Source organism: Paludisphaera rhizosphaerae (assembly GCF_011065895.1).
GTDB classification, from domain to species: domain Bacteria; phylum Planctomycetota; class Planctomycetia; order Isosphaerales; family Isosphaeraceae; genus Paludisphaera; species Paludisphaera rhizosphaerae.
Genome location: NZ_JAALCR010000036.1, coordinates 12,891 through 37,647, shown reverse-complemented (window position 1 = coordinate 37,647; position 24,757 = coordinate 12,891). Strand labels below are relative to the sequence as shown.

Genomic DNA, 24,757 nt, shown 5'->3' with positions numbered 1-24,757 from the left:
GCCATGAACCGGTGTGGGAAGTTAGCAAGACCGTCGCTGTTCGCATGGCCACGCAAGCGTGGCCATGGCACCCGGCACGCATCATCAAGGGACACTTTCGTGACGCGATGGTTGATCTGGTCCCAGGTCGGGTTCGCCGTCATTGGGCTCGTCGCGAGTCTCGCCGATCAGGGGCGTCTCCCGCGGCATCTGTGCCCGCCGCAGTTCGTCCTCCTGGCCTGCTATGTCTCGGTCATTCTGCTCCCGGCGCTCGTCCTCCGGGCCGGCGGCCAGGGCAAGGCCGCCGGTCGAATCGTCGAGGGCGTGGTCACGATCGGGCTCGCATTGGCGACGTTCTTCGCCCTCTTGCCGCTGGTGCAGTAGGCTCAAACGCGACCGGCCGTGACCTTGTCGAAGACCCGACAGAAGTTGCCGCCGCCGATCTTGACGATGTCGGCGGGGGCGAAGCCCTGGTGGAGCATCTCGGCGACGAAGGCCGGGAAGAAGGGGCCGGAGAAGCCGGACCATGCCGTGTTGAACGCCTGGCCGGGGCGGGAGGAGAGGACGTCGGTGTCGCTGCCGATGCCGACGTGATCCACGCCGATCGCATCCGCCAGCGCCTTGATGCCGGCGACGTAGCCGCTCAAGGAATCGCAGAGCTTGGTCCAGACGCCGACCACGCCGCCGGCGTCGGCGACGACCCTGGCGTGCTCCTTGCTGATGAGGCGCGGGGCCATCATCTTCGCCATTCGCGAGTCGCCCGCCTGGGTGTTCAGGCTGGTGTGCGAGACGATCAACGGCTGCGTGGCCACCTTCAGGGCCCCGAGAACCGTCTCATGCGCGGCGTGGGCCAGGTCGACGACGATCCCCAGCCGGTTGCACTCCTTCACGACCGACGCGCCGAAGGGGGGCAGGCCCCCCAGGGTTGGGGGCTCGGTGTAGATGTCGCCCAGCGGCTGGACCTTGTCCCCCTTGTCGTGGAGCAGTTGAAGGTGCCGCAGCCCACGGTTGTAGACCTCCTCCACCCGCTCCAAATGCCCCTGGAGGAAATGAGCCCCCTCGATCGACTGCACGATCGCCGGCCGACCCTTGGCGTGGGCCGTCTGCAAGTCCTTCAGATTCTTGGCGCGGCTGAGGCCGTCGGCCTTCATCAGGGCGTCGATCGCCGTGAGCCCCTTCAGGAAGTCGGCGAAGGGCTCGTTGGCGTTGAAGCTCAGGCGGAAGGCCGCGCAGACGGCCGTCAGGCCCGACTTCTTGATCTCGTCGGCCAGGTCGAGCGGAGCCTGCGGCCTCGGCGGTTCCTGCGGCTTCTGGCCCGGCCCGCCGCGCCGGCCTCCGCCACCGCCTCCGCCTCCCCCTTCGCCGCCTCCGCCGGGGGTGACGTGGTTGTGCATGTCGACGGCGATCGTCTCGGCCAGCACCTGCGCGACCCGAGGATCCTCGGCGGGGCTCTGCGCCCGGAGCCAGCCCGGCGACAGTCCCATCACAGCGCCGGCCCCCACCGTTCCCGCGAGGAAGTCACGCCGCGTCTGGTTCCATCGCATACATCGCATCCTGAATAGGTGGAGAAATCCGTCTCGCGAGGCGGCTTCGCCTGCCGGGAGCGAATTCCCTCGGGCTTTTGGTTGTCCTGGAATCAGCGACGATCCCCCGGCGGCCGCCCCTCGGATCTCGGATTTTTCGACACTCCTCGCTCAACACCACCATAGAAGGACTGATTTGGGTGCCATGCTACGCCATCCTCTGACATGTAATCGGCCGCGGCGGAAAGTGGGCTGTCGATTGGATTTCGGCCGCGGTGGCTGTGCGGGTCTTGGGGGGCTTCGGGCCTTTTCCTGTTCCTTCGCGGGTAGTTCCGGGCCGCCTTGGGGTTTCGTCGCGTGTAGTCGTCCTTGTGGCACTCCGCCTGCTCGCGGGGCAGCGACGGTCGGCGGCGGCCTCGAGGGGGGCGGCCGTCGCGCATCGCTCGGCGGACCACGTCGCGGGCTCGCGCCGGCGACAGCCGGTTCGGGTCGCCGCCGGCCTCGGCGATCCGTCGCGAGGCGGTCAGGGCCAGCAGCCACAGGCCGATCAGGATCCACGCCGCTTCCAGAAGGCAGGTCGTCGGGGTCCGGCTCAGGAGCCGGCGTCGCTGCATCGTCTGCTTGTATGTTCGGAAGAAGACCTCTTCGCCCCAGCGGGCCCGGTAGCGCCGCTTCGCTTCGGCGTCGTCGAGCCGCGACGGGTCCAGGACGTCGGTCAGCAGGTGGACCTCCTCGGCGTCGCCGTCGCGGTCGCCGGACGTGGCCTTCAGGGTGATCCGTCGCAGGACCATCGGCGGCCGCCCTTGCTCAGAGTCGCCGTGGTCGTCGACGCACCAGCCCAGGCCTTCCAGCAGCGTGATGTTGCCGCCGACGCGGATCAGGAACGAGTGGCCGGCCCGCAGCAGCCGGCGGCACAGCGGGTAGCCGGCGAATCCGGCGTCGGCGACGACCATCGAGCCCGACAGCAGGCCGGCGATCATGTCGGCCATGTGGCGACGCTTGGAGTCGGCGCCGGAGCCCAGGGGCCAGAGGACCGTCAGGAAGACCTGGGGGCCAGTCTTCTCGCGGCCGGCTCGACCCAGGCCGCGTTCGTTGGCGAGGGTGCGCGGGGCCTCGATCCGGGTGCCGTCGACGGCGAAGACGCGACGCCCCCCGCCGAGGAGCCCGGCGGCCTCGCCGGCCGACCGGAGGCGAGCCGCGACGACCCCGACCAGATCAAGGCCGCGACAACTCAATGCCGCGGTGAACCCCGAATACGAGGAGCCGAACGTCCAGTGGAGATGGACCGCCCGGGCGACCTCGACGGCCGCCCTCCAGCGAGCCGTCAACGTCGAGCCGGCCCCCAGGACGACAACAACCCCAGCCAGACCAACCGCTGGGGCCGCCAGATCTCGACGCGACCCACCGGGAGCCGAGTGAAGAGGTGAGGCGGCAGGACTTCGCGGATCGCCTCGGCGAGCTGCTGACCGTAAGATGACGTCACCTTCGGGCCCCCGCGTCGTGACTTGATTCCGTGGTAAGAACGAAGCCATACCGGAGGCCCCAAGGCCTTGTCCAGGACCATCTTCCAGCCGCCCAACCCTCGCATCAGTGGACGGCGTAGCATGGCACCCGGCAGATTCGACGGTTCGCGGATTTCTCAGGACGACCGAGGCCCCGGCCCCGCGGGGTTGCTGTCGGGGTCGACGCGGGCCTCCAGCTCGGTCTCGATCCGGCGGATGATGTCCTCGTGACGGGTCTCTTCCTCAAGGGCCGATTCGGAGGCGTCATGGGGTTCGACGCCGTTCTTCGCGCAGAGCTGTCGCAGCAGGCGGAGGATCTCCGTGGTCTCCTGCTCGGCCAGCATGTTGACCTGCAGGTCCAGGTTGTGCCGACGTTCGCTGAGCCGGGCCTGGCGATTCTGGCTCATCATCAGGATGGGCGCAGCGTAGGCCGACTGGAACGACAGGGCCAGATTCAGCAGGATGAACGGGTACGGATCCCAGTGCCGGACCCAGGCGACCAGGTTGAGGATCATCCAGGCCGTGAGCAAGCCGGTCTGCACCAGGATGAAGGTCCAGCTCCCGACGACCGACGCGAAGGAGTCGGCCAGGCGTTCGCCGCGCGTGCGGATGTTCCGCGAGTCCTCTTCCATCCGCGCCACGACCGCGATGTTCCGACTGGTCAGCTCATCGAGCGACTGGGCCGAGTCGTTCGGCTCAGGGGGCGTCGGACAGGTCGTATGAGAAATCGTAGAAATGCTTCCCCTCCGTGATGGTGATCCCCATCTTCCCCGAGATCCCAACCAGCCCCTCGGTCCCCGAGTCGGGGACGACCGTGATCGACAGGCTGGGCTCGCCGCGGTCCATGATCCCGTGATGCTGAACCACGAAGCTCCCGGCCCGCCCCTGCAACGTCCCCGTGATCCGCTCCATCGCCACATAGCCGGCCGAGCCCTTCACCCCGCCGTGCGCCGCCAGCATCTCCCCCTTCCCCACCGCGTCCAGTTCCCCGTGATACCGCTTGTCCAGCGCCATCCGATGCACCCCCGCCTCCCCCGCCAGCGGACTCGGCTCCTGGGGCGTCATCGTCACCTCGAACTCGCCGCGGACCTGCATCGCCATCGCCGCCGCCTCCTGTTCGTTTGACTACCGAAGTGAAAGTAGCCCGGAACTCGCAAGGCCGCAAGGGCGATCGATTCGATTTCTTTCATGAAGCCGCCTGGGCATCCACCGAGCGGACCGTTCATCCGAACCATAACGGCCTTCCCCCCTCGCGGGGGAAGGTGGCCCGAAGGGCCGGATGAGGGGGGATCGGCGTCGCGTTCAGAACGATCTGCTGGATTCCATTCGAACTCTGACAAACGCCCAACACGCTTGGCCTGGGCAGGGCGAGCCCGGGCTGCAGGCGACCCGAAATGGATGTATAACCAAGGAGCCGACGCCGTCCATTTGCAGTCTCGCGGGAGAAGGAACGTCGGCATCCGAAACGAGGCGATTCCGTGGCGATCCCCGATTTCCAAACGATCATGCTCCCCATGCTCAAGCTGTTATCTGACGGCCAAGATTGGAGCGTCCGCGACCTGACGACAGCGATCGCCGATCAGTTCGGACTCACGCAGGAGGAGCGCGAACATCTCGTCCCTAGCGGCCAGCAGACGACGATTGCGAATCGCGTGAGTTGGGCTCGAACCTATATGAAATTCGCTGGCCTCTTCGAGTACCCGACGCGCGGTCGGGTACGAATCACGAATCTCGGCCGCAGCATTCTGGCGGAGAGCCCTTCCAAGATCGACGTTAGGTTTCTGAAGCGATTTCCGTCATATCGCGAGTTCAAAGAGAAGAGCGAACCGGAAACCGAGGACAAGACCACCAAGCCAGCACCGATTCTCGAAGAGGAGCAAACACCGCACGAACTCATCGAATCCGCCTACCAATCTCTCCTCCAGGCCACGGCCGAAGAGGTTCTGGCCCGCCTGAAATCGTGCTCGCCGGCGTTCTTCGAGAGCGTTGTCGTGAGGTTGTTGATGGCGATGGGTTACGGGGGGGTCGCGGGGCATGGGAGCGTCACCGGGAAGTCGGGCGACGGGGGCATCGACGGGGTAATTCGACAGGACAAGCTCGGACTCGACGTGGTCTGTATCCAGGCCAAGCGGTGGGAGGGCCCGGTCGGTCGACCGATCGTCCAGCAGTTCGTCGGCAGCATGGACTACTATCGGGCCAAGAAGGGCGTCATCCTGACGACCTCCACATTCACCAAGGACGGCCTGGAATTCCTACAGCGGATCGAGGGCAAAACCGTCGTCCTCGTCGACGGCGATCGACTCGCGGCCCTGATGATCGAGCACGACCTGGGCGTCACGACAACCAAGACGTACGCTCTCAAGGAGGTCTCGAACGACTTCTTCGACGAGGGCGAGGGTTGATCAATCAAGTTTTTTGAAATCTCCATCCGTTGATTCCGACTCCCTGAACGATCCGACGGCCTTCGGTCTCGCCCCCCTCATCCGGCCCTTCGGGCCACCTTCCCCCGCGAGGGGGGAAGGCCGTTGCGATCGCAGAGCAGGAAGGAGCGTGCGCATGGGGAAGCACGACGAGCTTCGCAGAAAGGTCGCGAAGAAGGCCGTCGCTCGGGGGATCTCGACGACCGGCAAGGGCGGGTATGAGCGGCACGTGTTGATGTGCCTGGGCAAGAGCTGTTGCGAGGGCGAGGATTGCCGCGAGGCCGGCAAGCGGCTGAACAAGCAGTTGGCGAAGCTCCGGAAGAGCGGCCGCGACGTCTATTGCTCGTTCGTCAAGTGCCTGCGGCTCTGCCGGGGCGGGCCGCTGATGGTCGTCTATCCGGACGGCGTTTGGTATCACTCGGTCACGGCGGACGTCGTCGACAGGATCGTCGAGGAACACCTCGTCGGCGGGAGGGTCGTTCAGAGCCACGCATTCGCATGCAACCCCATGAGCGAGACGACGCCCGCGCGCGGAGCGGCCTCCCCGAAACCAGAAGATTCCGGGGAGCCCGTGGTTATCGACCGTCTTCAGTGAGCCGCTTTTAGCGCCGGGGGATGACGTTCTGGATCCCCGGCTGCTGGTAGTAGTAGCCGGTGGGAGCGGTCTGATACTGGGGCTGGATGAGCGTCCGGGCGGCGTCCACGTAGCGGTTGCCGGTCATCGGCTGCGAGTACGGGTACGTCTGCTGCTGATACATGGACTGCTGCTGGCCGGGGTAAGTCGCCTGGGGCTGGACGTATCCAGAATAGCCCGATTGATAATACGTCCCCGCAGGATACCTGGGGGCGTAGCCTGGGGCCGTGGCGTAGGGCGTCGTCGTCGCTGGTGCGTAACCCGGGTAGGTCGTACCGGCGGGGTAAGCGGTGTTGGGATAGTAGTAGCCGGTCGTCGGCGCGGGTTGGCCCGTGACCAGGCTGGTGACGGCGTTCACGGTGTTTGCGGTGCTGTTCGGGGCGACGGGCGCCGGGGCGTACTGGGCGGAGGCCGTCGAAGCCGCGCCGAGCGCCAAAGAGAGCAACACGGCGGCCCTGGTCCCCAGGATCGTGGCGTGGTGGATGGTCATTGGAGTGTCTCCTCCTCATGCGTCGCATTCGCCCGCCGTCGACCGCGACGGCCGAGAACCTCGTGCGGGCGTCGGTGAGAGAGTATTGCACATGCGATGCCGAGGAGGAGACGCGAGCCGTCGGCCGGAGCCGTCAATTTTTGGCCTTGGGGACGGTGATGGAGGCGATCGAGCCGTTCTTCGCGAGGTCCTTGCCGAACGAGAGTTCGACCTTGGCGGGAGCGTCCTTCACGCCGGGGACGGTGATGGTGGGCGTGGAGCTGTAGCCGGAGCCCGCATCGGCGACCTCGTAGCCGACGACCTTGCCGTCCTGGACCAGGGCGAAGGCGACGGCCGGCTTGTTGCGCCACATCTCGCCCTTGCCGCGGTTGTAGCGGTAGTAGTTGGAGACCTCGTCGATCCGGTCGCGGTCGACGCCGTACTTGCCCAGGGCCTTCTCCAGGACCTGCTTGTTCTGACGCTTCTGCTCCTCGGTCGGCTGCGTCCCCGCCGGCGCGGGGCGAACGCCCTTGAAGGCCTCGCGGAAGACCTCGGGCTTGACCCCCATCCCGGCCGCCACCAGCACGACGGGCCGGCCGCGATCTTCTGGCTCAGTCTCATATCCACCCGAGAACGTCACGGGCACTCGTTCCGGCTTCTTCGGCTCGTCGGCTGAAGCCGATGAGAGGCCGGCCCAGGCCAGCCCCGCCAGGGCGATCGTCGTCGCAGCCACGTTCTTCATCGCGACTCGTCCTTTCGCACGCGTCCCAGAACAGGGACGGCCTCCCCGCCCCGTCGCGGGCCTTCGACGTCGAGGTCCGATCGAGGGGCATGCTCCTTCTTCGCGAGGGGAGGAGGATTATTGGACGATCTTCATCATTTTGCGTCGAACGCGCCGGCCGCTCAGGTCAGAACTTCGGGACGAACTGGCTGCGGTCCTGGTACTTGGGGCTGTGCGACCATTCGTTGAGGACGACGCTGAAGCCTCGGGCGAGGACGTCGGCGGCGAGGTCGGACCAGGGGGTGTTGGGATATTCGGCGATCACGTCGTTGAGCAGCTTCTTGGCCTCGGCGATCTTCTCGGCGGTGATCTTGGGGTCGGCCACCGGATTGACGGCGTGGTCGACGACGAAGGTGTTCGTCACGTCCGGGGTCGACTGCTTCTTGGGCTTCTGGGGGGCGTTGACCAGCTTCTCCATCAAGGCCCGATATTCATACGTCTTGACCTGATAGGCGACGGTCTGGGCGAGCATCAGGTCGTAGTGGGCGCGCCAGCGGCGCTCGGGCTCGCGGTCGCGGAACTTCTTCATCTTGGCGAGCCGCCGGCGATAATCCTCCAGGATGTTCAGCCGGACGGTGGCCCCTTCGATCTGCTCGGCGGCGGTCTGACGGAGTGCGTCGGGCTCGATCGGGAACTCGCGACGGAACGAGAAGTCGCGGGTTTCCACCACCAGGGCGTACAGGCTGCGGCGCAGCTCCGAATCGTCGCGCCGCAGGGAGTACGCGGCGCGAGAGACGTACTCGGGCATGTACTCCTTGAGGACCTCGATCGAGTAGGTCCGATCACGCTGGCGGATCCGCATGCTCTCCTCGCTGGGGAGGAGGAAGTAGATGCCGCCGGAGTCCTTCGTCAGCCGGGCGAGTTCCCAGGGGGCGAAGCCGGAGGGCTGCTCGTCCCATCGGGTGTAGAGGCCGTCCCACTGATAGCATTCGACGTCGGCCGACTCGGGGCCGCGGCGGATGGTTGGGAAGTAAACGTCCTTGGTGATCTGGTCGACGTACTTGTGGCGGACGAAGGGGTAGCCGAAGGCCGCCTGGCGACCGATGACGTACAGGGCCGTCTTGGTCTTCTTGAGGGACTCGATCGCCTCCTCGACGAACTTGCCGTCGTCGCCGGACTCGTCGGTGACCAGCACCAGAAGCAGTTTGCGATCCTTGGAGACCAGGCCCGAGTAACGGCCGACGGTCTCGCGGATCGCCTGCATCGTGTTCTCTTCGCCCGTGGAGTCGATCCGAAGGTCGCCGATCGCCCGACGGATCACGTCGATGTCGAACGTGGGCTTGTCCAGGACGAAATCCATCTCCTTGCCGAAGCCGACGATCGCGTGGTTGAGCGCGCCGGCCGCCTTCTTGTCGGAGCCGACGTACTTGCCCAGCTCGGAGGAGACGCGGTCGAACTTGGCGGCGATCGCCTTCTGGTCGTCCCGCATGCTGGCCGACTCGTCGAACAGCCAGACGACCGTCACCTTGTGGTTTTCCAGGTGGCGGAGGATCTCACGGGTGAGTTGGTTCAGAGCGTCGCCGATCTCGGAGACGCCGAAGGTGGGGTCGCCGCCGACGTGGCCGTTGACCGAAACGTCCAGCCCCAGGGCGCTCGGGATGGTGGTCAGCGCCGAGATGTTCTTCCCCTTCAGCCCCTCGATGGAGGCGAACCGGGCCTCGGCGCCCCCTCGGGGGGCCGGACCGCGGACGGACGGCGTGGCCGAGGGCTTCAGCGCGCCGGTGGCCACCACGCTGCCGATGTCCGGGCGCTCGTCGGCCGACATCGTCTCGGTCGTCGGCGCGGAGGCCATTTCGAAGCGGTCCTCCAGCCGGTCGGGCCGCTCGTCGACCGGGTCGTCCATGATCGGCGCTTCCTCGATCGCCCGGTCGGCTCCCCCGAGCGCCGAGTCGAAGTCGATCGGCTTGGCCTCGTGCGAGACGCTGGTGACCGTGGCCAGCCCCAGGAAGGCGAACATCGCCATGTGGACGAAGAGCGAGACGCTCCACGCCGGCAGGATGTGCTTGAGCCGAACCCGCCGCTTGCGCTTCGGCTGGAGCTTCCGCACCCGAGGCTCCGCCGCGCCCCCCTCGGCGGGGGCCGGCGAACCGGCCGCCTCCGAGGCCGCCGGGGATCCGGCCGCGCGAGGAGCCGCCTCCGCCCCTTCCACTGGGGGACGGGGCTGGGGCGCCAGCAAAGGATCGTCGACCACCAGGGTCAGCTGGCCGTCCGTCGCCGTCGAGTGGTCGTCGACGTTCCTCGGCGCAAGGCCGTAGTCCGACACGTCGGCGACCGGATGCTCGTCGGACGACGGTGGCGAGAAGCGTCGTTCCATGTGGGCACGCCCCGCAAGCTAGACCAATTCGATCGAAAGCCTCGCGCAGCCTTCCGGTTGCTTACCTTTATAACGCCGCCAACCCGGTCGGGGCCACCAGGAACCCCTCGACGAGGCCTCAAGACGACGACGACCCTCCGCCGACTAAGCGACCGACCTGAGCGGCAAGCCTCTGTACACCATACGACGGCCGGGCTCGTGGAGTCGAGTCGCCGAGCGAGATTCTGGAATTCCTTCCCTCATCCACTCGCCCACCGACGCGCCCGCCAGCCGCCCCCGCCGCCGGAACTCGACGCCGACGGTCGGCTTCGATCGGGTTCCTTCGCGCGCCGCCGCAAGCGAACCCACGCAACGCAAACACTTTTCCATTCGCTCTTTGCATCAACAACATCCGTCCACCGCGGCGGCTTCGTTCGATCGCCCTTTCGATGTCGGACGCCGTCTGACTGCCTTCTGATTGAACACCGGACGTCGATCTCCCGGAGTGCACCCTCCATAAAATATCGTGGCGCATGATTGGGCCGACGGATCGAAAAAACGACGTTCCTCACTCAACACCACTTGTGATCGACCGCAGAGGATTCTGTGGGTAGAGGCGGGAATGCTTTCGTCGGGCGTCGGCGACCCGGGCGCCGGCGGGATCGGCTCGAGGACGTTCCCCCGCAGTTCCTTGCTCGCCTCGTCGATGCAGACCACCGGACGGGCCGGGTCGTACGGCTCGGCGTACAACTCCAGCACGTCCTCCATGCGATGGATGAATTCCCCGTCTACGCCCTTGGGGAGGTGCCACGACCTCTTCTGCCACGGCTGGAGGTCGCTTTTTGAGGACCCGGGCGACGACGATCGCCTCGGCCTTGCCGTCGAGGATGGGCCGGGCGCCGGGGCGCCGGGGCGGGGCTTGTCGTGCTGGGCCGCCTCGAAGCCGCCGGCGGCATACCGGCGCCGGACGTTGGTCGCGGCGCCGATCGAGACGCCCGCCTCGTCGGCGATCTCCTCGTCGGTGTCGCCGGCGTCGGCCATCAGCAGGATACGGGCCCGATACCGTTGGCGGCGGGTCAACGAAGCCGCCTCCCACTGCTCCAGGGCAGCTCGTTCGTCATCCGTCAGTCCTACGACGTGTCGCTTCGTTATGAGGCTCCTCCTGGCATGCCAGGAGAGCGAAACGGCCGTCAAGATTCACTGTGGTAGAACATGAGCCCTGCGGCCCGGCGACCACCGTTCCTATCGCGTCGTCACGACGAGGCGGGAGCCCACCAATGCGCCCGGGCTCCAATTTATGGTAAAATTAAATTCATTTCGGTTTCGTTTTGACACAGAAAATCCCGTGGTTTAGCGTGTAACAGGGTCTGTCGAGCGAGACCCTGTCGCATTCGGTCCCATCTGAGTGAACTTCATCTGGGCTTTGGCATGGCTCGTACACCGAAGAAGGGGAAACCCAAGGCGTTACCCCCCGACGACGTCGTCCTTCCGGACCCCGCAGAACGGAAACCCGGCGCGGCGGGACGGAAACGGAGTCAGAGTGCCAAGGCTCTGCACGGCGGGCAGAAGCCGGGCAAAGCGAATGTTTCTCGGAACGAGACCAAACCTCGGGGGTCCACAGGTCGAGAGCTATTTCACGACGAATCCTCACCGGGAGATGAGTCAATGGCCAGCGGTACGACGGAACAACGGCTTCAGAATCTGGAACAAGTGCTCCAGAAGATAGCCGTGTTGACCGCCCAGTTTGGCACCTCGACTAACAAAGTGCAGCAACCCCAGGCCGTCACAACGACCACCTCCGCGGGGACTGACGAGATCGAGTCGTATTTCGCGCAGGGCGGGGCCTCGCTGCTGGAAGGAGCGGTGTCGCTCGCAGCGGCGGCCTCTGCCTTCACGATCGAGGTGAGGTTCCTCGGCGGCCTTACCCAGACCCAGAAGGACGCCTTCCGCAGCGCGGCCGACCGCTGGACTCGGGTCATCGTCGGCGCCCTGCCCGGCGTACAAGTCGACGGGGAACTGATCCGGGGGGTGCTGATCCTGGCGCAGGGGGCTGACATTGACGGCCCCGGCAGGGTCCTTGGGCAGGCCGGCCCCACCAGGCTGCGGCCCGCGAACGCCGGCGCCGCCGCGTTCATTCCTGCCAAGGGCGAGATGACGTTCGATGCCGCCGACCTCCAAAGTATGGAGCAACGCGGCACGCTCAATGACGTGATCACGCATGAGATGGGTCATGTTCTGGGAATCGGTACCATCTGGTCTCAGAAGCGCGTTCTGAAGGGGGCGGGCACGTCGAACCCAACTTTCACCGGCGCAGGCGCGATGCGGGAGTACGGTACTCTGCGCGGCACTTCCCCAACAGCGGTCCCGGTCGAGAACACCGGCGGACCAGGCACCGCCAACTCCCACTGGCGCGACACGGTTTTCGGCAACGAACTGATGACAGGGTTTGTCGGCGCTGCCGGGAACCCGCTCAGCCAGCTCACCGTGGCGAGTCTGGCCGATCTGGGGTATGGCGTGGACCTGAGCGCCGCGGAGCCCTATAACCTGCCGGATCTTCTTATGATGGCCGAGGCGGGGCAGTTTGCGGCGGCCGAGAGTGAACAGGATCTGGGTGTCGTTCTTCCGCATCTACCGATCGTGTTGCCCGCGACTAGTCTCAGGTAAGCTGTTCGCGACTGGCGGGCGGAGCAGTCGTGACGCCCGATGCCTGGGAGGCGGAGAACCGCGTGATGAAAGGCTTTCGCCGGCCCGAATCGATCGTCTTGCCCGAGAACGCTTGCGTCCCGGGCCCGAACGTGATTGTTCCCGCCCCGAATCGGTTCACCCACGAGGCGACCCGGCCCTTGCCGTACTCCTATTCGGGCGCCCAGGCCGGGAAGTCGCCCGATGGCACGTTCCCGGCGGGCGCCCGGGTCGTCCTGCTCCGGCATGACGGAGGTTCACAATGCCGAGTTGTGGACGGACAAGGGCTCTACGTCGAGGTCGAATACGACGGCCTGAAGCCGCTCTGAGCCTGGGCGCTCGATCTCGGCCCCGGATTCGGGGACCGAACTCTGTGGGTGTTTGGACACGGCCGAGCGCGGGCCGCCGCGTCGTCCTGGAGCCCACGCCGCGGACCGCTTCGCCGCCGACCGGGGCTCTCCATCGCCCCCTACGGATGAGGAATCGGGTGGAGACGCCTCGAACACCACATTCGGGAGCGGTCCGGCCGGGGAGCGGTCCTCCCGAGTGCCCAGCCCGCGCCCGGCGAGACGAGAGTCCCTGGCATGACCGACGCCGACCTGACCACCGAGCAGCGCCTGGAGAGGTTGGATCGGGTGCTTCGCCAGCTCGGTCGACCGTGCGTCGGGATCGGCGACACCGGGGACGAACCAGCGGCCGCGCGCGCTGGCCTCCCGAACGTCGGGGCGGGAGGGGCGACCGAGTTCTCGCTACGCGATTTCCTCGACTCGGTCGATGACTTGACCGCGGGCCAGCGGAGGCAGTTCATCGACGCGTATCAAAGAGTGATTAAGGTTGCAAATTTATATATTGATGGATGTAGATCAATGCACGCGGTCGCCCCGATCCAGCGGCTCAAGATCCTCGCAGGGCGGGCTGAGGCCATCAGTTCGGCCGCTTTCCACGTCGAAATGCGGGCCATCTTCCGCTCGCTGTGCGACTTGCACATCATCGACGTTGGCAAGCTCATCGCCGTCTCCACACTGGATTCAACCTGAGCGATCTCACTCGCTCGCCGGAGCGACGCGGATAAGGACCGGTCGACCGGTAGTTCAATGAAACAGCTCGGAGCATGCCGTGTCGGGGCGGGACGGGGCGGGGCGGGGCAGGTCCGCCCCCACCATCCTCTGGGCCATAACCCTGGCGGGTGTGCGGTTGGTTCGGAGCCAGCCCGGACAACCCCTGTGGGTGTCTGCTGTGTCGCCCGGAAAGCTCGATGACTCACCACGCCCGCCTTGATTCCGCGCCTACTCCCGCCGCGCACGGGGTCGACCGGCCGGCACGCATCCCGAATCCTCCACGCAGAAAGGAACGCAAGTCGTGCCTCTCTTCGACGGGCTAACCCTGCGGCGCGGCGACAACGACCGACCCGACCCCGGCGACGCGACGAGAGCGCCGCGCTACGAGGGGCGCGGCAACCACGGGAAGCCGCCGGGGACGACGTTCGTCGCCGATCTTCAGCAACTCCTCCACGAGTTGGGCTTCGGCTTCATTAAGCCGGCCGCCAACGGCGAATTCGACGGTCGCTACGGACCGGCCACCGAGATGGCCGTCCGCGAGTTCCAGATCTATGCCGCCTCCGAGTTCGTCGCCGAGGTCCATCCCCAGAGCAAGCAGGGGACGGCCCGCCCCTTCGACGCGCTCCGCGGACGCCAGTTGGCCGAGCCCGATCGCTACATTGCCTCGGGCCAACCTCGTCCCGCCACCGGCGTCGTGAATGCGGAGACGGCGCGGCTGTTGGAGTTCTGGCGGGACAACCAACTCCGCTGCCCGGTCGTCGTCGCGGCATTCCGGATCACTGGCTCGTTCCGCAACGCTCGCCGGACGGGCGACCCGTTCCCCAACGCTCTGAACCTATGGCGATTTGATGACCTTCGGGACCGCACGCCGCGGGTCTACGCCCGGGACTTCACGGCCGATTTCCGGCCCCTGGGCGACGCTCGCATGGCGGCGCGGGTTGAGATTCTCGCCCCGGGCCTGACGCGCCTGCGGTTCGGCACGGATGCCACCGGCGACACGGCTGAGCTCGACTTCGGTCCCGCGACGACGGCGGCGCAGGTGAACGCGCTGCTCCTGCCGCGAGTCGGCATCGAGCCGGCCGATCAAGCGCAATTGGAGGTGATCGGCCCCGACGGCGGGCCGTGGGACGTCCGCTTCGCCGGGGCGGCCGAGAACCGGAACGCGACCGACCTGAGGAACATCGCGGCCGCCGACCCGGCGAGCCTGTTGGTTTTCCTCGCCCCGGCCTGGGAGGAGATCGGCGAGTTCGCGCCGTACGAGTCGCTGGGCGGGCCGCGGTCGCACCCCAAGTTCCACCTGCTCCAGGCCGAGCTGATGCCGGAAAGCTTCACCGGGGAGACCGCCGTGGCGATCGACGTGTCGCCCGAAAAGCGCTCGACGTACCGCGTCCTCCGGGCGGTCGCCGAGGCGGAGTGCGTCGGCTACTTCGACAGCGTCAACGCGTACGACCCCGGGGTCGTCTCGGTCGGCCCGTGCCACTGGATCTTCGCCCTCGGTCAGTCCGGGGGAGGCGCCGCGGCGGGCGAGTTGGCCGGCTTCGCGGCCTACTATCAGAAGAAGGCTCCGGACGAGTTCCGCGACCTGTTTACCCGCTTCGGCCTTGGGGTGGATCGGGCGTGGGGGGCCGATGGGGCCGACCTGTTCGCCTCGGAGCTGCGGACCTACTCGAACGTCTGGTGGACGCGGCCCGCCGAGGCGGGCAACCCGACCTCCGTGCCACGGACCCTCGCGGAGGTGAATTACTATCGATCCTGGCACTGGTTCTACCGCTGGGTGATGGCCGGCAGGACGCGGGACATCTATCGAAGGGCGATGTATGACATGGCCCGCTTCAGGATTCGCGATCTGCGTTCGGCCTCTTTCCGTGATGCGCCCGGCCTGCCGAAACAATTCAGAAATCCGGCCAGTCCGAACCCGGCCGAGCTTCGGGCCGCGACACTCGGAGAGGTCTTCAACTCGGAGGCGGCCGTCGCCTTGCTGCTGCGTTGGCATATCAACCAGCCTGGCCGCGTGCTGCGGAGAGGGAACGCCTCTCGGCGAGTCGAAAACGTCATAGCTGCTGCTGGGCTCCTAAATTCTCCCACCACGGTCGGTCCGTGGAACGATGCGGACCAGGAGCGACTCATTGCGGCGTTGTTCGATGCGATCGTCTCCAGCGGTCCCCACCTTTCGCCGACACTGCCGAACGTGACCACTCGGGTCGACGCCGACAAAGATCGAGGGTGGCCGCGTTACCCCGGAAGGGGCAATCTAGGATTTGAATTGCGACCGCACCCTCCCGGACCTGATCCAGCCGGCGATCCGCAGCTCGCCGCCCTTCAGAGCATTGCACGCGATCCTCTCCTGCGGGGTGACGCGAGGTTCGAGTACCATGACCCCGCCGCAGTGACGGGCCCGGCGCTTCCTGACCCGTTCCATAACCTGAATCCGTCGGAGACATTCCAGCTCATCCCAACTGGCACCGCGCCCCCAGGGGCGGCCAAGCCGAACCAGAAATTCGGCCTGGCCCTGATCGGTCCGCTCAGCGAGACCGGCGAGTGCCAGGTCCAGGCCATCGCCCTGACCGCGCTGGACCTCGGCGGTCTGGTGACCCTCGACGAGGCCGAGGACGACGCGGGAGCGACCGCCCCCCCGGTGAAGCTCCCGGATCGGGTCTTCGGGTTCGCGATCCCGGTCGTCTCCCCAGCGTCGGTGAACGTCGCGGCCGGCGACGAGCCAGACGGCGATCAGGACGCCCTGCACGTCGCCAACTTCGCCAAATCCGGAGGCCCGCTCCCCCTGGCGAACGACGGTCGCCTCACCGCGAGGCGGCTGACAGCCCCCGGCGACCTGGAGGGGAAGTCGTTCGAACTGGATCTGCAGCGCGTGCTCGGCGCGTCGCATTTCACGGACGAATTGGGCGTGAAGCTTAGCGCCAGCCTCGTCGTGGACGAGGTCCGGCCGAACGGTCCCGACCTCGCGGTCGCGGCGCATCTCGACGTGGTGCTCGACCACAAGCTTCTGCCCCGCCCGCTCCGTTGGTCGTTCGCCACCTCCACCGGCGACCTCGACGAGCCTGCCGGTCGGACCCCGCCCTGGCTCCGATTCGCCCTGGCGCCCGGAGACGCCGAGGAGGCGGCGCTGGAATTCCGATCGGGCGCGCTCTTCGAGCAGAAGCCCGACCGCCTTTCGCCCCTGGAATACGGCCTCCCCTTGGTGCTGGAGCTGATCGGGAGCGGAGCCGACAACGGGATCTCGGCGGCGCTTCGGCTGACGATCGGGCAAGACGGCACGCTCCGGCCCGAGCTGACGACCACGTTGAAGGGGGAGATCGGCATCGACCTCGGCTCGCCCCTGGCTCGACTCGCGCTCGCCACCGGAACTGGCGCGCTGACGCTCCATTACACGCCGGAGCAAGGGCTGACGTTGGACTTGCCCGAGGACGTCTCGGCGCGCCTGCGGCTCGACCTCTTCGACGTCTTCCAGGGTTCCAAGGCGGTCGTCAACAATGTCTGGTCCGCCTCGGGCGCGGACTCGGATTGGCTGGTGGACCTGAAGGCCCGCGCCCTCTCCGCCGGCGCGCGACCTCGGGCGATCCGATGGACCGGCGGCTATCCGGAGCTGACTCTTGCCCTCGTCCGGGAGCTCTTCGACGGCGTGGAGCCGCCGGACGTCGCCACCGGCCGGCGGCTCCGGTCGCTCTCGGGCCGCGTGCTGGGGGCGGCCCTGCCGACCTCGGTGACGTTCGACAAGTGCGGCGACGGCCAAGCGACCAGTTTCGCCGTCGAGGGGGGCGAGGCGCGGCTGCGGGCCTGCATGCGGGTGCACGTGGCCGGCGAGGGGGAAGGTGAGCTGCTCGCGGCGGACGGCACGTTCGTCTTCACCATGCCCGGGGATGACGGCGGCCGACTGCGGTTCCGGCCCGGTGCGCTTCGCTGCACGGCCGAGACGCTGGTGCGTACGGGCGAGGCGGCGGGCTCGCGGTTCGGCAACGCGATGGTCTCTCTGCACGTGCCCGTGGGGACGGCCTTCCGGCTCGTCTGCGACCCGAGGGCGCCCAGCATCACCTGGGATCGGGCTGAGTCGCGCAAGACCACGCCGCAGCCGATCTCGGTCCGGGTCCCTGGCTCCGACGCCGTCGCGGCCGATCGGCCCGAGGCCCTTCGGTTCACGTTCGACCTGGAGGAGTTCCGGCTCCACTCCGCCGGGATCGACCTGAAAGGGTCGGCGAGGGCCGAGGGCGTCGACTTGGGGGCCGGCACCGACACGGGATTCGAGGGGGCAGTCGCGGTTCGATCGCCCGAGAAGTCCGGCGACGACCCTGGGCGTCCGCCCGTCGTCGGCGAGATCGCCTTCAAGGACAGCCGGCTTGTCGCGGGCAGCCTCCAGGCGTCGGCGACGTTGCGCTACTTCGACGACGCCGTGGGGACGCTCCGCATCAACCTGTCGCAGGACGACGCGACCGGGACGCTCGATTGCGCCGGCACGCTCGACATCGCGGGGGTGAGCGAGTTCCGCGTGGCCGCTCTGTTCGCGCTTTTTCGTCTGACGGCGTTCAGCCTGGGCATCGCGTTCAAGGGCGGCAAGTGGAGCAGCCGCGCCCGGCTCACCGGCCGGATCGAGTTCACGCCTCCGGTGGGGCGGTCGGCGCGCGAGGTGCGCGAGCTGTCCGACCTGTTCGGCGGCGTGGCAGTCGATTTCGAGGACCTGGACCTGCTCCATCTCAGCGCCGCCCGGATTCGGCTCGACTTCCCGCCGAAACGGTTCTCGTTCGCCGACGTCCTGAACGTCGAGCTGCGGGCGCTGACGATCGCGCCGGGGAACGAGTACGAACTGGAAGGGGACATCACGCTGTCGAATCTGCCGGGCGTCGATTCCTCGCTGACGCTCAGCGGGATCACGATCACGCCGGGCGAGCACGGCTTTGGCCCGCCGGACTTCCGGGTCGGCAGGATCGCGGCGAGCTTTGACGTCCCCGGCGGGTTTCGCCTCGACGGCGAGTTGGAATTCGTCGAGCTGGAGAACGAGACCGGTTTCGTGGGCGGTTTCGCCATCACGACGGAGTCGCTGCCGCGCATGAGCGGCATCGTCAAGCTCACGCGGGTGCGTGCCCTCAATGGGGACATGGTCCCGTCGATGGCGGTGTTCGTGGAGGCCGACTTCGACGCGGCCCTCTTCGCCGGGTTCTTCCTCCGGTCGCTGGGGGTCGGCATCGGCGTGTACCAGGCGCTGCGGGGGCTGGAGCCCTCGAACCTGCCGCTGCCCCAGAAGGTCGTGGCGCTGGTGGACAACCCCCGAGGCCTACCCGAGCCTCGGCAGGTCGAGTCGTGGGTGCCGGCGCGGCCCGCCAACCGGCGCGGTCCGCTCAAGTGGATGCTCGTCGGCTCTGGGCTGATCACCTACAGCAAGCTGGAGCGCGACCAGCCCCACCCGTTCGCCGGCAGTATTCTGCTGGCGATCGACCAGGATCTGCAGATCATCGCCGGGGTGAACCTCTGGCTGTTCACGTCGCCCGACGAGACGCGCGACCCGGCCTTCATCCAGCGGCCGGTGGGTCGGGGAGCCCTGGGGATCTCGGTGCGCGAGCGCCGCGTCTTCGCCATGTTCCGGACGCTCCCGAGGCCCAAGCTCGGGGGGAGCACGCCGAAGCTCCTGGGCGAAGTGCTGTCGCGCGTCGAGACCACCATGCTCTTCTCGGCCGACCCGGACGGCCTGCTGCTGGAGGTCGGCTGGCCCTGGCAGACGAAGATCGGCCCGTACCGGCTCGGGCCCTTCGAGGGGGAATTGACCGCGGGCTTCCGCTTCGGGCTGTACCGGGGCGTCACGACCTTCGGCCTGAACTACGCCATCGCGGTGCAGCTCCGCGCGCAGGCCGAGTGGGGGTTTGACGTCGGGTTCGGCTCGGCCCGCGCAACCATCGGCATTGAGGGCTCGGGCCTCTTTCGCGCCTCGTTCGCCGGGGCGATCGACACCCAGTTCCGGACGTTCCTCGTAGGGGACGTCCGGCTGGCGACGACCGTGAGGCTGTTTGCGGCGGCTGAGGCCAGTTTCCGCATCAAGATCAGCCGCTGGCTGAAGATCTCCAAGACGATCCGCTTCCGGCGCACGCTCGATCTGGCGATCAACGCGGCGCTGACGGCCGCGCTCGACAGCCAGGCGAACGTCGGCTTCCGGGGCGAGGCGGAGATCGCCGTCTCGATCAGCGGCTACCGGCTGGCGGGCCGCGTCGCTTTCGAGCACGAGCCCGGCCAGATCGAGGAGATCCGCCAGAGGATCACCGAGCTGCTCCCGCCTCGCCTCCTCGGGGGAGTTTCCTTCGCGCTGGCCGCCGCGACGATCGAGGCGGCGACCGACTGGCAATACCGCTTCCAACGGCTCGCGCGGGCCGACGGCCAAAAGGTCATCCGGGTCCTCCTCTTCCCGCAGCCGGGCCTCGAATACCCGGCCCCGAAATCGGCCGACGACACCGAGCGGTTTGACGTACCCCTAACTGACGGCCACCCGGAGTTCCTCGGCTTCGTCGGCTCCAGAGCCGACGGCGTCTCGGTGAACGGGTCAATCCGATGGACGGAGGATCTCAAGCACCGCGCCGATCAAATCGCCTTTGACGAGCACGACCCGAACAGGCGACCCCAGGAGATCTTAGTGGCCGACCTGCTGGGCATCGTGGAAGTGCCGCCAGGTGGGAATGCCTCCAGCCAGAACCGGTTCGACAGCACTCTCCAGACGGAGGTCGCCGACGAGCGGGCGACCCGGCCTGGCGCGGCGACGACCGACGACGAGACGGCCGGCCTGGAGCCGGCCGGGGGCCCCGTCTCGCCGAACCTGAGCCGCACCGACAGCGACTATGACACGGCCCTCACCGAGGCGTGGAAGCGGGACTCGCGCCCACCCGACAGCCCGCCGAGGGTCGTCCCGACCCCTCTCGACTTCGCCAAGTTGGAGGGCCGGACCCGCGACCTCCGGGAGACGCCCGTCATCTTCCGGGCCGACTCCGGCGACGCGAACGTAACCGCCGTCCATGCCATGCTCTCGACGCTCCTGCAGTTGCCGGCGGGGACGGTCGCCCCGCCGTTCGAGGTGGCCGAGCTACGGCTCGACCGCCCCGCCGAGGCGACGGCCGAGACCGACGAGCTGACCGCGCGCTATCGGGCGGTCTGGGGCCTGACCAACCCCGTTCCCCCGGGGGGGGCCCGCATCTGGCTGGTGGCGCTTGACGAAGACGGCACGCGCCAGGCACTCATCCTGCGGCGTCGCGAGTCGGAGGTCGTGGAGGTGACGCCCATCGAAGAGGTTGAGGAGCAGGGGGGCCGGCTCTCGTCCGGGCTCATCCTGGCCGAACTCCTCGAGTTGCTGGGCGATGGCCGGCTGAGCGGAGGCGTGGACTTCCAGCCAGACGACTCGGTTCCCCGCGTGCCGGGAGAGCTGGACGAACCTTACCGGATCGCCCCCTACCTGCGGCTGGTCCTCGAGTTCGCCGAGTTCCCCGACACGGACGAGAGGCTCCGGGTCGCCGACCCGGTCCCCCTGTTGATCAAACTCCAGGAGGACAGCGGCGCCCCCGTGCCGATGACCCTGGGCGGCGACGGCGACCGGCGCCTCGTGTCGGTCCTGGGCCCCCGGGGCCAGCTGTCGGCCCCGCCGGAGTACGACATCTTCCCCGGCCCGGTCTATCAATCGGCCCAGCAGATCGGCCTGACCTGGCGATTCCTGCGCGAGGACGCGGCCGACGTCCGCCGGACCGTGACCGACGACGGAGACGGAGACGGAGACGGAGACGGCGACGACGCCTTCCTGCCGTACCAGGAGCTGGAGAAGTTCGTCGTCACGCGGACCAACCTCAGCCGCCCGGCCGATCGGCCGCGCGCGGTGGAGATCCTCCCGGTCTGGCTGGTCGCCGGCAGTAACGGCGAGACCCTGGTTAAGCCGCAGCTGCAGTTCGTCGACGACGACCTCCGAGGCGTGCAGGAGAACGACCTCCTGCAATACCGGGTTGAGGCCCGGGCGACCGACCGGTTGCTGACCTCGTTCCTCCTGAACGTCCAGAGGCGGACGTTGGCCCCGCTGGAGTCGGTCGGCCAGGCGCTGGCTCTGCACTGGATCGACAGCGAGCCGCCGCACCGTAAGGGGCGGGTCGAGATCGTCGTCGCGGCCGTCCCCGCGCGCACGCAGGCCGAGACCGAGCGGCCCGACTTCCTCAAAGACCAGCTTCGGGTCCTGTACCGCCGCGTGCCGGCCACGACCGTCGGGGCCTACGGCTTCGAGACCCGCCCCCCGGTCCAGACGCGGCTGGTGCGGGGCGTCCCCTCGCGGGCCGCCGACGACGCCTTCCCCGACGTCCGGTTCGCCGAATCGGAGTCGACGCGCACGGTCCCCTGGGCGGAAGTCCAGGCCCTCTCGGACGGGTTCGCTCTGACCTGGGAGCCGGTGCGGATTCGACGTCGCGACCCCCGCTCGGGCGACTTCCCGGAAGTCACCGCCGGATACCGCGTATTCCTCGACGAGGAGGCCCTGCGGGCCGCGCTCGGGGAGGTCCCCGGCGAGGCGCTCGAGCTGTACGTCGGCCGCGAAGTCCCCGCCACCCGCATCAGCCCGCTCCAGCGTTCGCCTCTGACCCGCTGCCGGCACGCCGTGACCCCCCTGAACAGGGAGACCCCGAACGTCCCTGACACCGAACGCGATGCCCAGTTCGTCCTCGAAGCCAATCGGGGCAACCCGGTGGAGGCCCTGGAATGGCTCCCCGCGGAGGAGCGGGCGCGCGAGTTCTTGCCTGCGACCGCCATCCGCGCCGTCGCCGAGTACCCGGCCCTGCCGGACGACGACGCGGAGGAGGCGGACGCGCCCCGCGTCGCGGTCGAATGGGCCCACGACGCCCGTCGCCGCGGCCGCGCCACCGAGGCCGACGACCTCGCGTTCGACCCGGTCATCGGCTATCGCATCCACCGAGTCGACCACCACGATCCGGCCTTGCTCGTCGGCATGGTCCCTGAGGCCGATGCCGATTTCCCGGCCCCGGCACGTGCCGTATCGGTCGTGCCCGAGGCTTATTACCGCTCCCAGCCGGATACTGTCGCGGTGATCGGCCTCCGGACGTTCGAACCGTCCGCGGAACTCGCTCCGGGCGCGCCCACGAGGCCGGCGGAGCTCGATGAGCTGGTGACCCGCCTCACCGGCGACGGAGTCGGCGCGGCCCCCCCCATCCCGCTGACGCCCCGGGCGGACTGGGTCGCCATGCCCTCTCCCGGTTGGGTCGACCCGACGCTCCGCGCGGACACCCCGCCCGCCTCGCAGGCCCTGGGCGACGCCTTCGCAGGCGGCCCGCGCGAGTCCAACCTCGGCCCGGTCTGGTTGCACAAGGCCCTGCGGTTGGGGACCGAGATCCTGCGAGACTCGCTGTCTCAGAGGCTCGGAGACGCTGTCGAGGTCGAGCTGAGATTCACCCGGCCGCTGCCCGACTGGTCGCTCATCCCCCGCGAAGGAAACCCGGCCGCCCGGGCTCGCCTCGATTCACTCGTCGCCGACCTTGGGACCGAGGTCGATCCCTACGGCTGGCTCACCGCCGAGGCCCTGGGCCGCTCGTGCGAGTGCCGCTTCCGCACCCCGGACGACGACCGGCCCGTCCGCGCCGAGCAGGCCATGGCCGCCTTCGCGTCCGAGGCCGACCGAGATATCGATCTCGCGGTCGTCGGCGGCGCGGCGGTAACCGCGCCGCTTCGGGCGGTCCTCCGGGTAGTGAGCTTCGTCGGGGAGGACGAGCGAACCCCCCTGGACGTGCTTCGCCTGGTGGTCCGCCAGCCGATCGCCCTCACGGATCCTTCGGTCTCGCTCGGTCTGGCGCGGCAGCTCCGCCTCGTCGATCACGACGCCGACGTCGCCGGAACGGCGCTCGACTCCATCCCGGCGGACGACCTGACGCGCTTCCGCGACGAGGTGAATCGGCGGCTGGGGCTGTTGGGGACGGCCCCCGCGGTGGTCCTGCGTCGCGAGACGCGGGGCGACCTCGCTCGGGGAGGCCCCCAACCCGTCGGACGACCCGCCGACGCGGCCGACGCCAACCCAGCCGGCCCCGCCTCCGGGACGATCACCCTGCCGATCGACGCACAGGGCCGCATCCGGCTCGACCTGAGCGTCCCCGACACCTGGGCCCACCTTTATCGGATCGCCGTCGAGCCGGTGCGGCGCTATGACCAGGTCCGCGCCATGCTCGGTCTCGCCGCCCACCCCGCGGACCCGACCGACGAGCCGCTGCGCCCAGAGACGATCCCGGCGGAAAGCTGGACGGAAGTGCCGATCGACCGTACCCGCGAGTTGGTCGCCCACAACATCATCGCCACGCCTCTGCCCGGCTCCGTCCAGGCGCTGGTGTTCCGCCACCCCGCGGCCTTCGCCAGCACGGCCAACGCCGCCTCCAAAGCCTACGGCCAGTATTCCTCGCAGGTGGTCGTGTTCGAGAGGCGCATCGAACCCGCGCTGGCGACTCGCCTGGACCTCTTCGCCGCTCAGATCCCGGCCCGCGTCGAGACGGGTTTCTCATGGGACGCTTACCGCGCCTGGCTCCGGGCGAACGACCTCGACCATGCGTCGGACGATCCCGCCCACGACCCGGACGGCCCCGTCTTCGTCGCGCGCCCCGGCGAGGCACTGGAGGACCTACTTCTGAAGCCGGTCGCCGGCACCGAGGTCGGCATCTATGGGGCCGACCGCTACGTCGCGCCCGACCTGCCGGGCTATTACGAGTACCGCGCCGCGGCGTCGAGCACCGCCGGCCGGCGCCGCAGCCCGCCGGCGCGCACCGGCTGGGTCGCGCCGCTCTACGACGAGCTGCGCCAGAGGCCGAAGACCGTGGGGGCGAGGGCGTCGTACGAACTCGCCAACCCCTCGACGTTCTCAATCGAACTGCTGCTGATCCACCCGCTCTTCCACATGCGCGAGGCGCTGCGAAGGCTCTGGGTCGGGGCCGATGCGCGGGTCTCCGTCGATGCCGAGGGCGTGCCGCTGGGACTCCTGCCCGACCTCGCCCTGAGCTACCAGGTCTTCGTGTGGGAGAACTTCAACCCCAAGGACGACCCGGCCGACGCTCCGGCGCCTGTGTACGTCCCTCTCGCGCGGGTGCTCCCGCCGACGCTCACCAACGCCCTCTGGTTCCAGTCGGAGTCGCAGTTCCCCGGCCTGACGATCGCGGCCGACGCCGGGGGCTTTACTCCGACGCTCCAGCCGGACGCCGGCGATGCGGCGCACGTCGGCGAGCTGAGGCTCCGCCTGGAATTCCGCCGTTCGGGGCCCGCCTCGGAGGGATTGCTCGCGATGCTCCGCGACGCCGCCCTCCGGAAGCCGCCGGTCGACTTCGCTACCCTGTTCCCGATCAACGTCGAGCGCAACGGCGTCCGCTCGGATCTCGTCCCACCACCCCCGTCCGCGTCCTAACGCGAGGAGCCC

Annotated in this window: 16 protein-coding genes; 7 read left to right on the top strand and 9 right to left on the bottom strand. The window is 68.2% G+C overall.

The genetic code is table 11. The features are described 5' to 3' along the window. Positions 1–99: 99 nt before the first annotated feature. Positions 100–363 (top strand): hypothetical protein, encoded by a 264-nt coding sequence (locus tag G5C50_RS28275; protein ID WP_165074475.1) that lies wholly within the window; start codon positions 100–102, stop codon positions 361–363. 2 nt (positions 364–365) lie between these two features. Here the strand turns inward: G5C50_RS28275 and G5C50_RS28270 are convergent, their stop codons facing one another. The 5 genes from G5C50_RS28270 to G5C50_RS28250 all read right to left on the bottom strand — a co-directional run bounded on the left by G5C50_RS28270 (position 366) and on the right by G5C50_RS28250 (position 4,105). Beyond that, the gene (locus G5C50_RS28270) at positions 366–1,523 is read right to left on the bottom strand and encodes a dipeptidase (protein WP_165074473.1); all 1,158 of its coding nucleotides are present in this window, start codon (positions 1,521–1,523) and stop codon (positions 366–368) included. Between the two features lie 92 nt (positions 1,524–1,615). Continuing rightward, positions 1,616–2,830 carry a transposase gene (locus G5C50_RS28265; RefSeq protein ID WP_165074471.1) on the bottom strand — a complete coding sequence of 405 codons (1,215 nt, stop codon included), beginning with the start codon at positions 2,828–2,830 and terminating at the stop codon, positions 1,616–1,618. After that, complete coding sequence (locus G5C50_RS28260; protein ID WP_165074469.1) at positions 2,827–2,985, bottom strand: hypothetical protein; 159 nt, start codon at positions 2,983–2,985, stop codon at positions 2,827–2,829. Before G5C50_RS28260 ends, G5C50_RS28265 begins: the two co-directional genes overlap by 4 nt. Positions 2,986–3,141: 156 nt before the next feature. Then, on the bottom strand, positions 3,142–3,636 hold the full coding sequence (locus G5C50_RS28255; protein WP_165074503.1) for a DUF1003 domain-containing protein: 495 nt from the start codon (positions 3,634–3,636) through the stop codon (positions 3,142–3,144). A gap of 64 nt (positions 3,637–3,700) precedes the next feature. Then, on the bottom strand, positions 3,701–4,105 hold the full coding sequence (locus tag G5C50_RS28250) for a DUF3224 domain-containing protein (protein ID WP_165074467.1): 405 nt from the start codon (positions 4,103–4,105) through the stop codon (positions 3,701–3,703). A 377-nt stretch (positions 4,106–4,482) separates the two neighbouring features. On the opposite strand from G5C50_RS28250, the gene G5C50_RS28245 reads away from it, so the two are divergent. Next, a complete protein-coding gene (locus G5C50_RS28245) occupies positions 4,483–5,406 on the top strand; it encodes a restriction endonuclease (protein WP_165074465.1) in 924 nt (307 codons plus the stop codon). Positions 5,407–5,560: 154 nt separating this feature from the next. Further along, positions 5,561–6,019, top strand: a complete 459-nt coding sequence (locus G5C50_RS28240) for a (2Fe-2S) ferredoxin domain-containing protein (protein ID WP_165074463.1) — start codon at positions 5,561–5,563, stop codon at positions 6,017–6,019. 7 nt (positions 6,020–6,026) lie between these two features. Here the strand turns inward: G5C50_RS28240 and G5C50_RS28235 are convergent, their stop codons facing one another. From G5C50_RS28235 to G5C50_RS33330, 4 genes are all read right to left on the bottom strand, one after another. Beyond that, positions 6,027–6,548 (bottom strand): hypothetical protein, encoded by a 522-nt coding sequence (locus tag G5C50_RS28235; RefSeq protein ID WP_165074461.1) that lies wholly within the window; start codon positions 6,546–6,548, stop codon positions 6,027–6,029. 133 nt (positions 6,549–6,681) lie between these two features. Beyond that, positions 6,682–7,269 carry a hypothetical protein gene (locus G5C50_RS28230; RefSeq protein WP_165074459.1) on the bottom strand — a complete coding sequence of 196 codons (588 nt, stop codon included), beginning with the start codon at positions 7,267–7,269 and terminating at the stop codon, positions 6,682–6,684. 166 nt (positions 7,270–7,435) lie between these two features. After that, positions 7,436–9,622: a VWA domain-containing protein gene (locus G5C50_RS28225; protein WP_165074457.1), complete on the bottom strand. Its 2,187-nt coding sequence runs from the start codon at positions 9,620–9,622 to the stop codon at positions 7,436–7,438. A gap of 381 nt (positions 9,623–10,003) precedes the next feature. Further along, positions 10,004–10,681, bottom strand: coding sequence for a helix-turn-helix domain-containing protein (locus tag G5C50_RS33330; protein ID WP_165074455.1), 678 nt, complete (start codon positions 10,679–10,681; stop codon positions 10,004–10,006). A gap of 585 nt (positions 10,682–11,266) precedes the next feature. On the opposite strand from G5C50_RS33330, the gene G5C50_RS28215 reads away from it, so the two are divergent. From G5C50_RS28215 to G5C50_RS28200, 4 genes are all read left to right on the top strand, one after another. Then, positions 11,267–12,265, top strand: a complete 999-nt coding sequence (locus G5C50_RS28215) for a leishmanolysin-related zinc metalloendopeptidase (RefSeq protein WP_165074453.1) — start codon at positions 11,267–11,269, stop codon at positions 12,263–12,265. Positions 12,266–12,330: 65 nt separating this feature from the next. Continuing rightward, positions 12,331–12,612, top strand: coding sequence for a hypothetical protein (locus G5C50_RS28210; protein WP_165074451.1), 282 nt, complete (start codon positions 12,331–12,333; stop codon positions 12,610–12,612). A gap of 255 nt (positions 12,613–12,867) precedes the next feature. Then, the gene (locus G5C50_RS28205) at positions 12,868–13,320 is read left to right on the top strand and encodes a hypothetical protein (protein ID WP_165074449.1); all 453 of its coding nucleotides are present in this window, start codon (positions 12,868–12,870) and stop codon (positions 13,318–13,320) included. A 322-nt stretch (positions 13,321–13,642) separates the two neighbouring features. Continuing rightward, a complete protein-coding gene (locus G5C50_RS28200) occupies positions 13,643–24,745 on the top strand; it encodes a peptidoglycan-binding protein (RefSeq protein WP_165074447.1) in 11,103 nt (3,700 codons plus the stop codon). Positions 24,746–24,757: the final 12 nt, after the last annotated feature.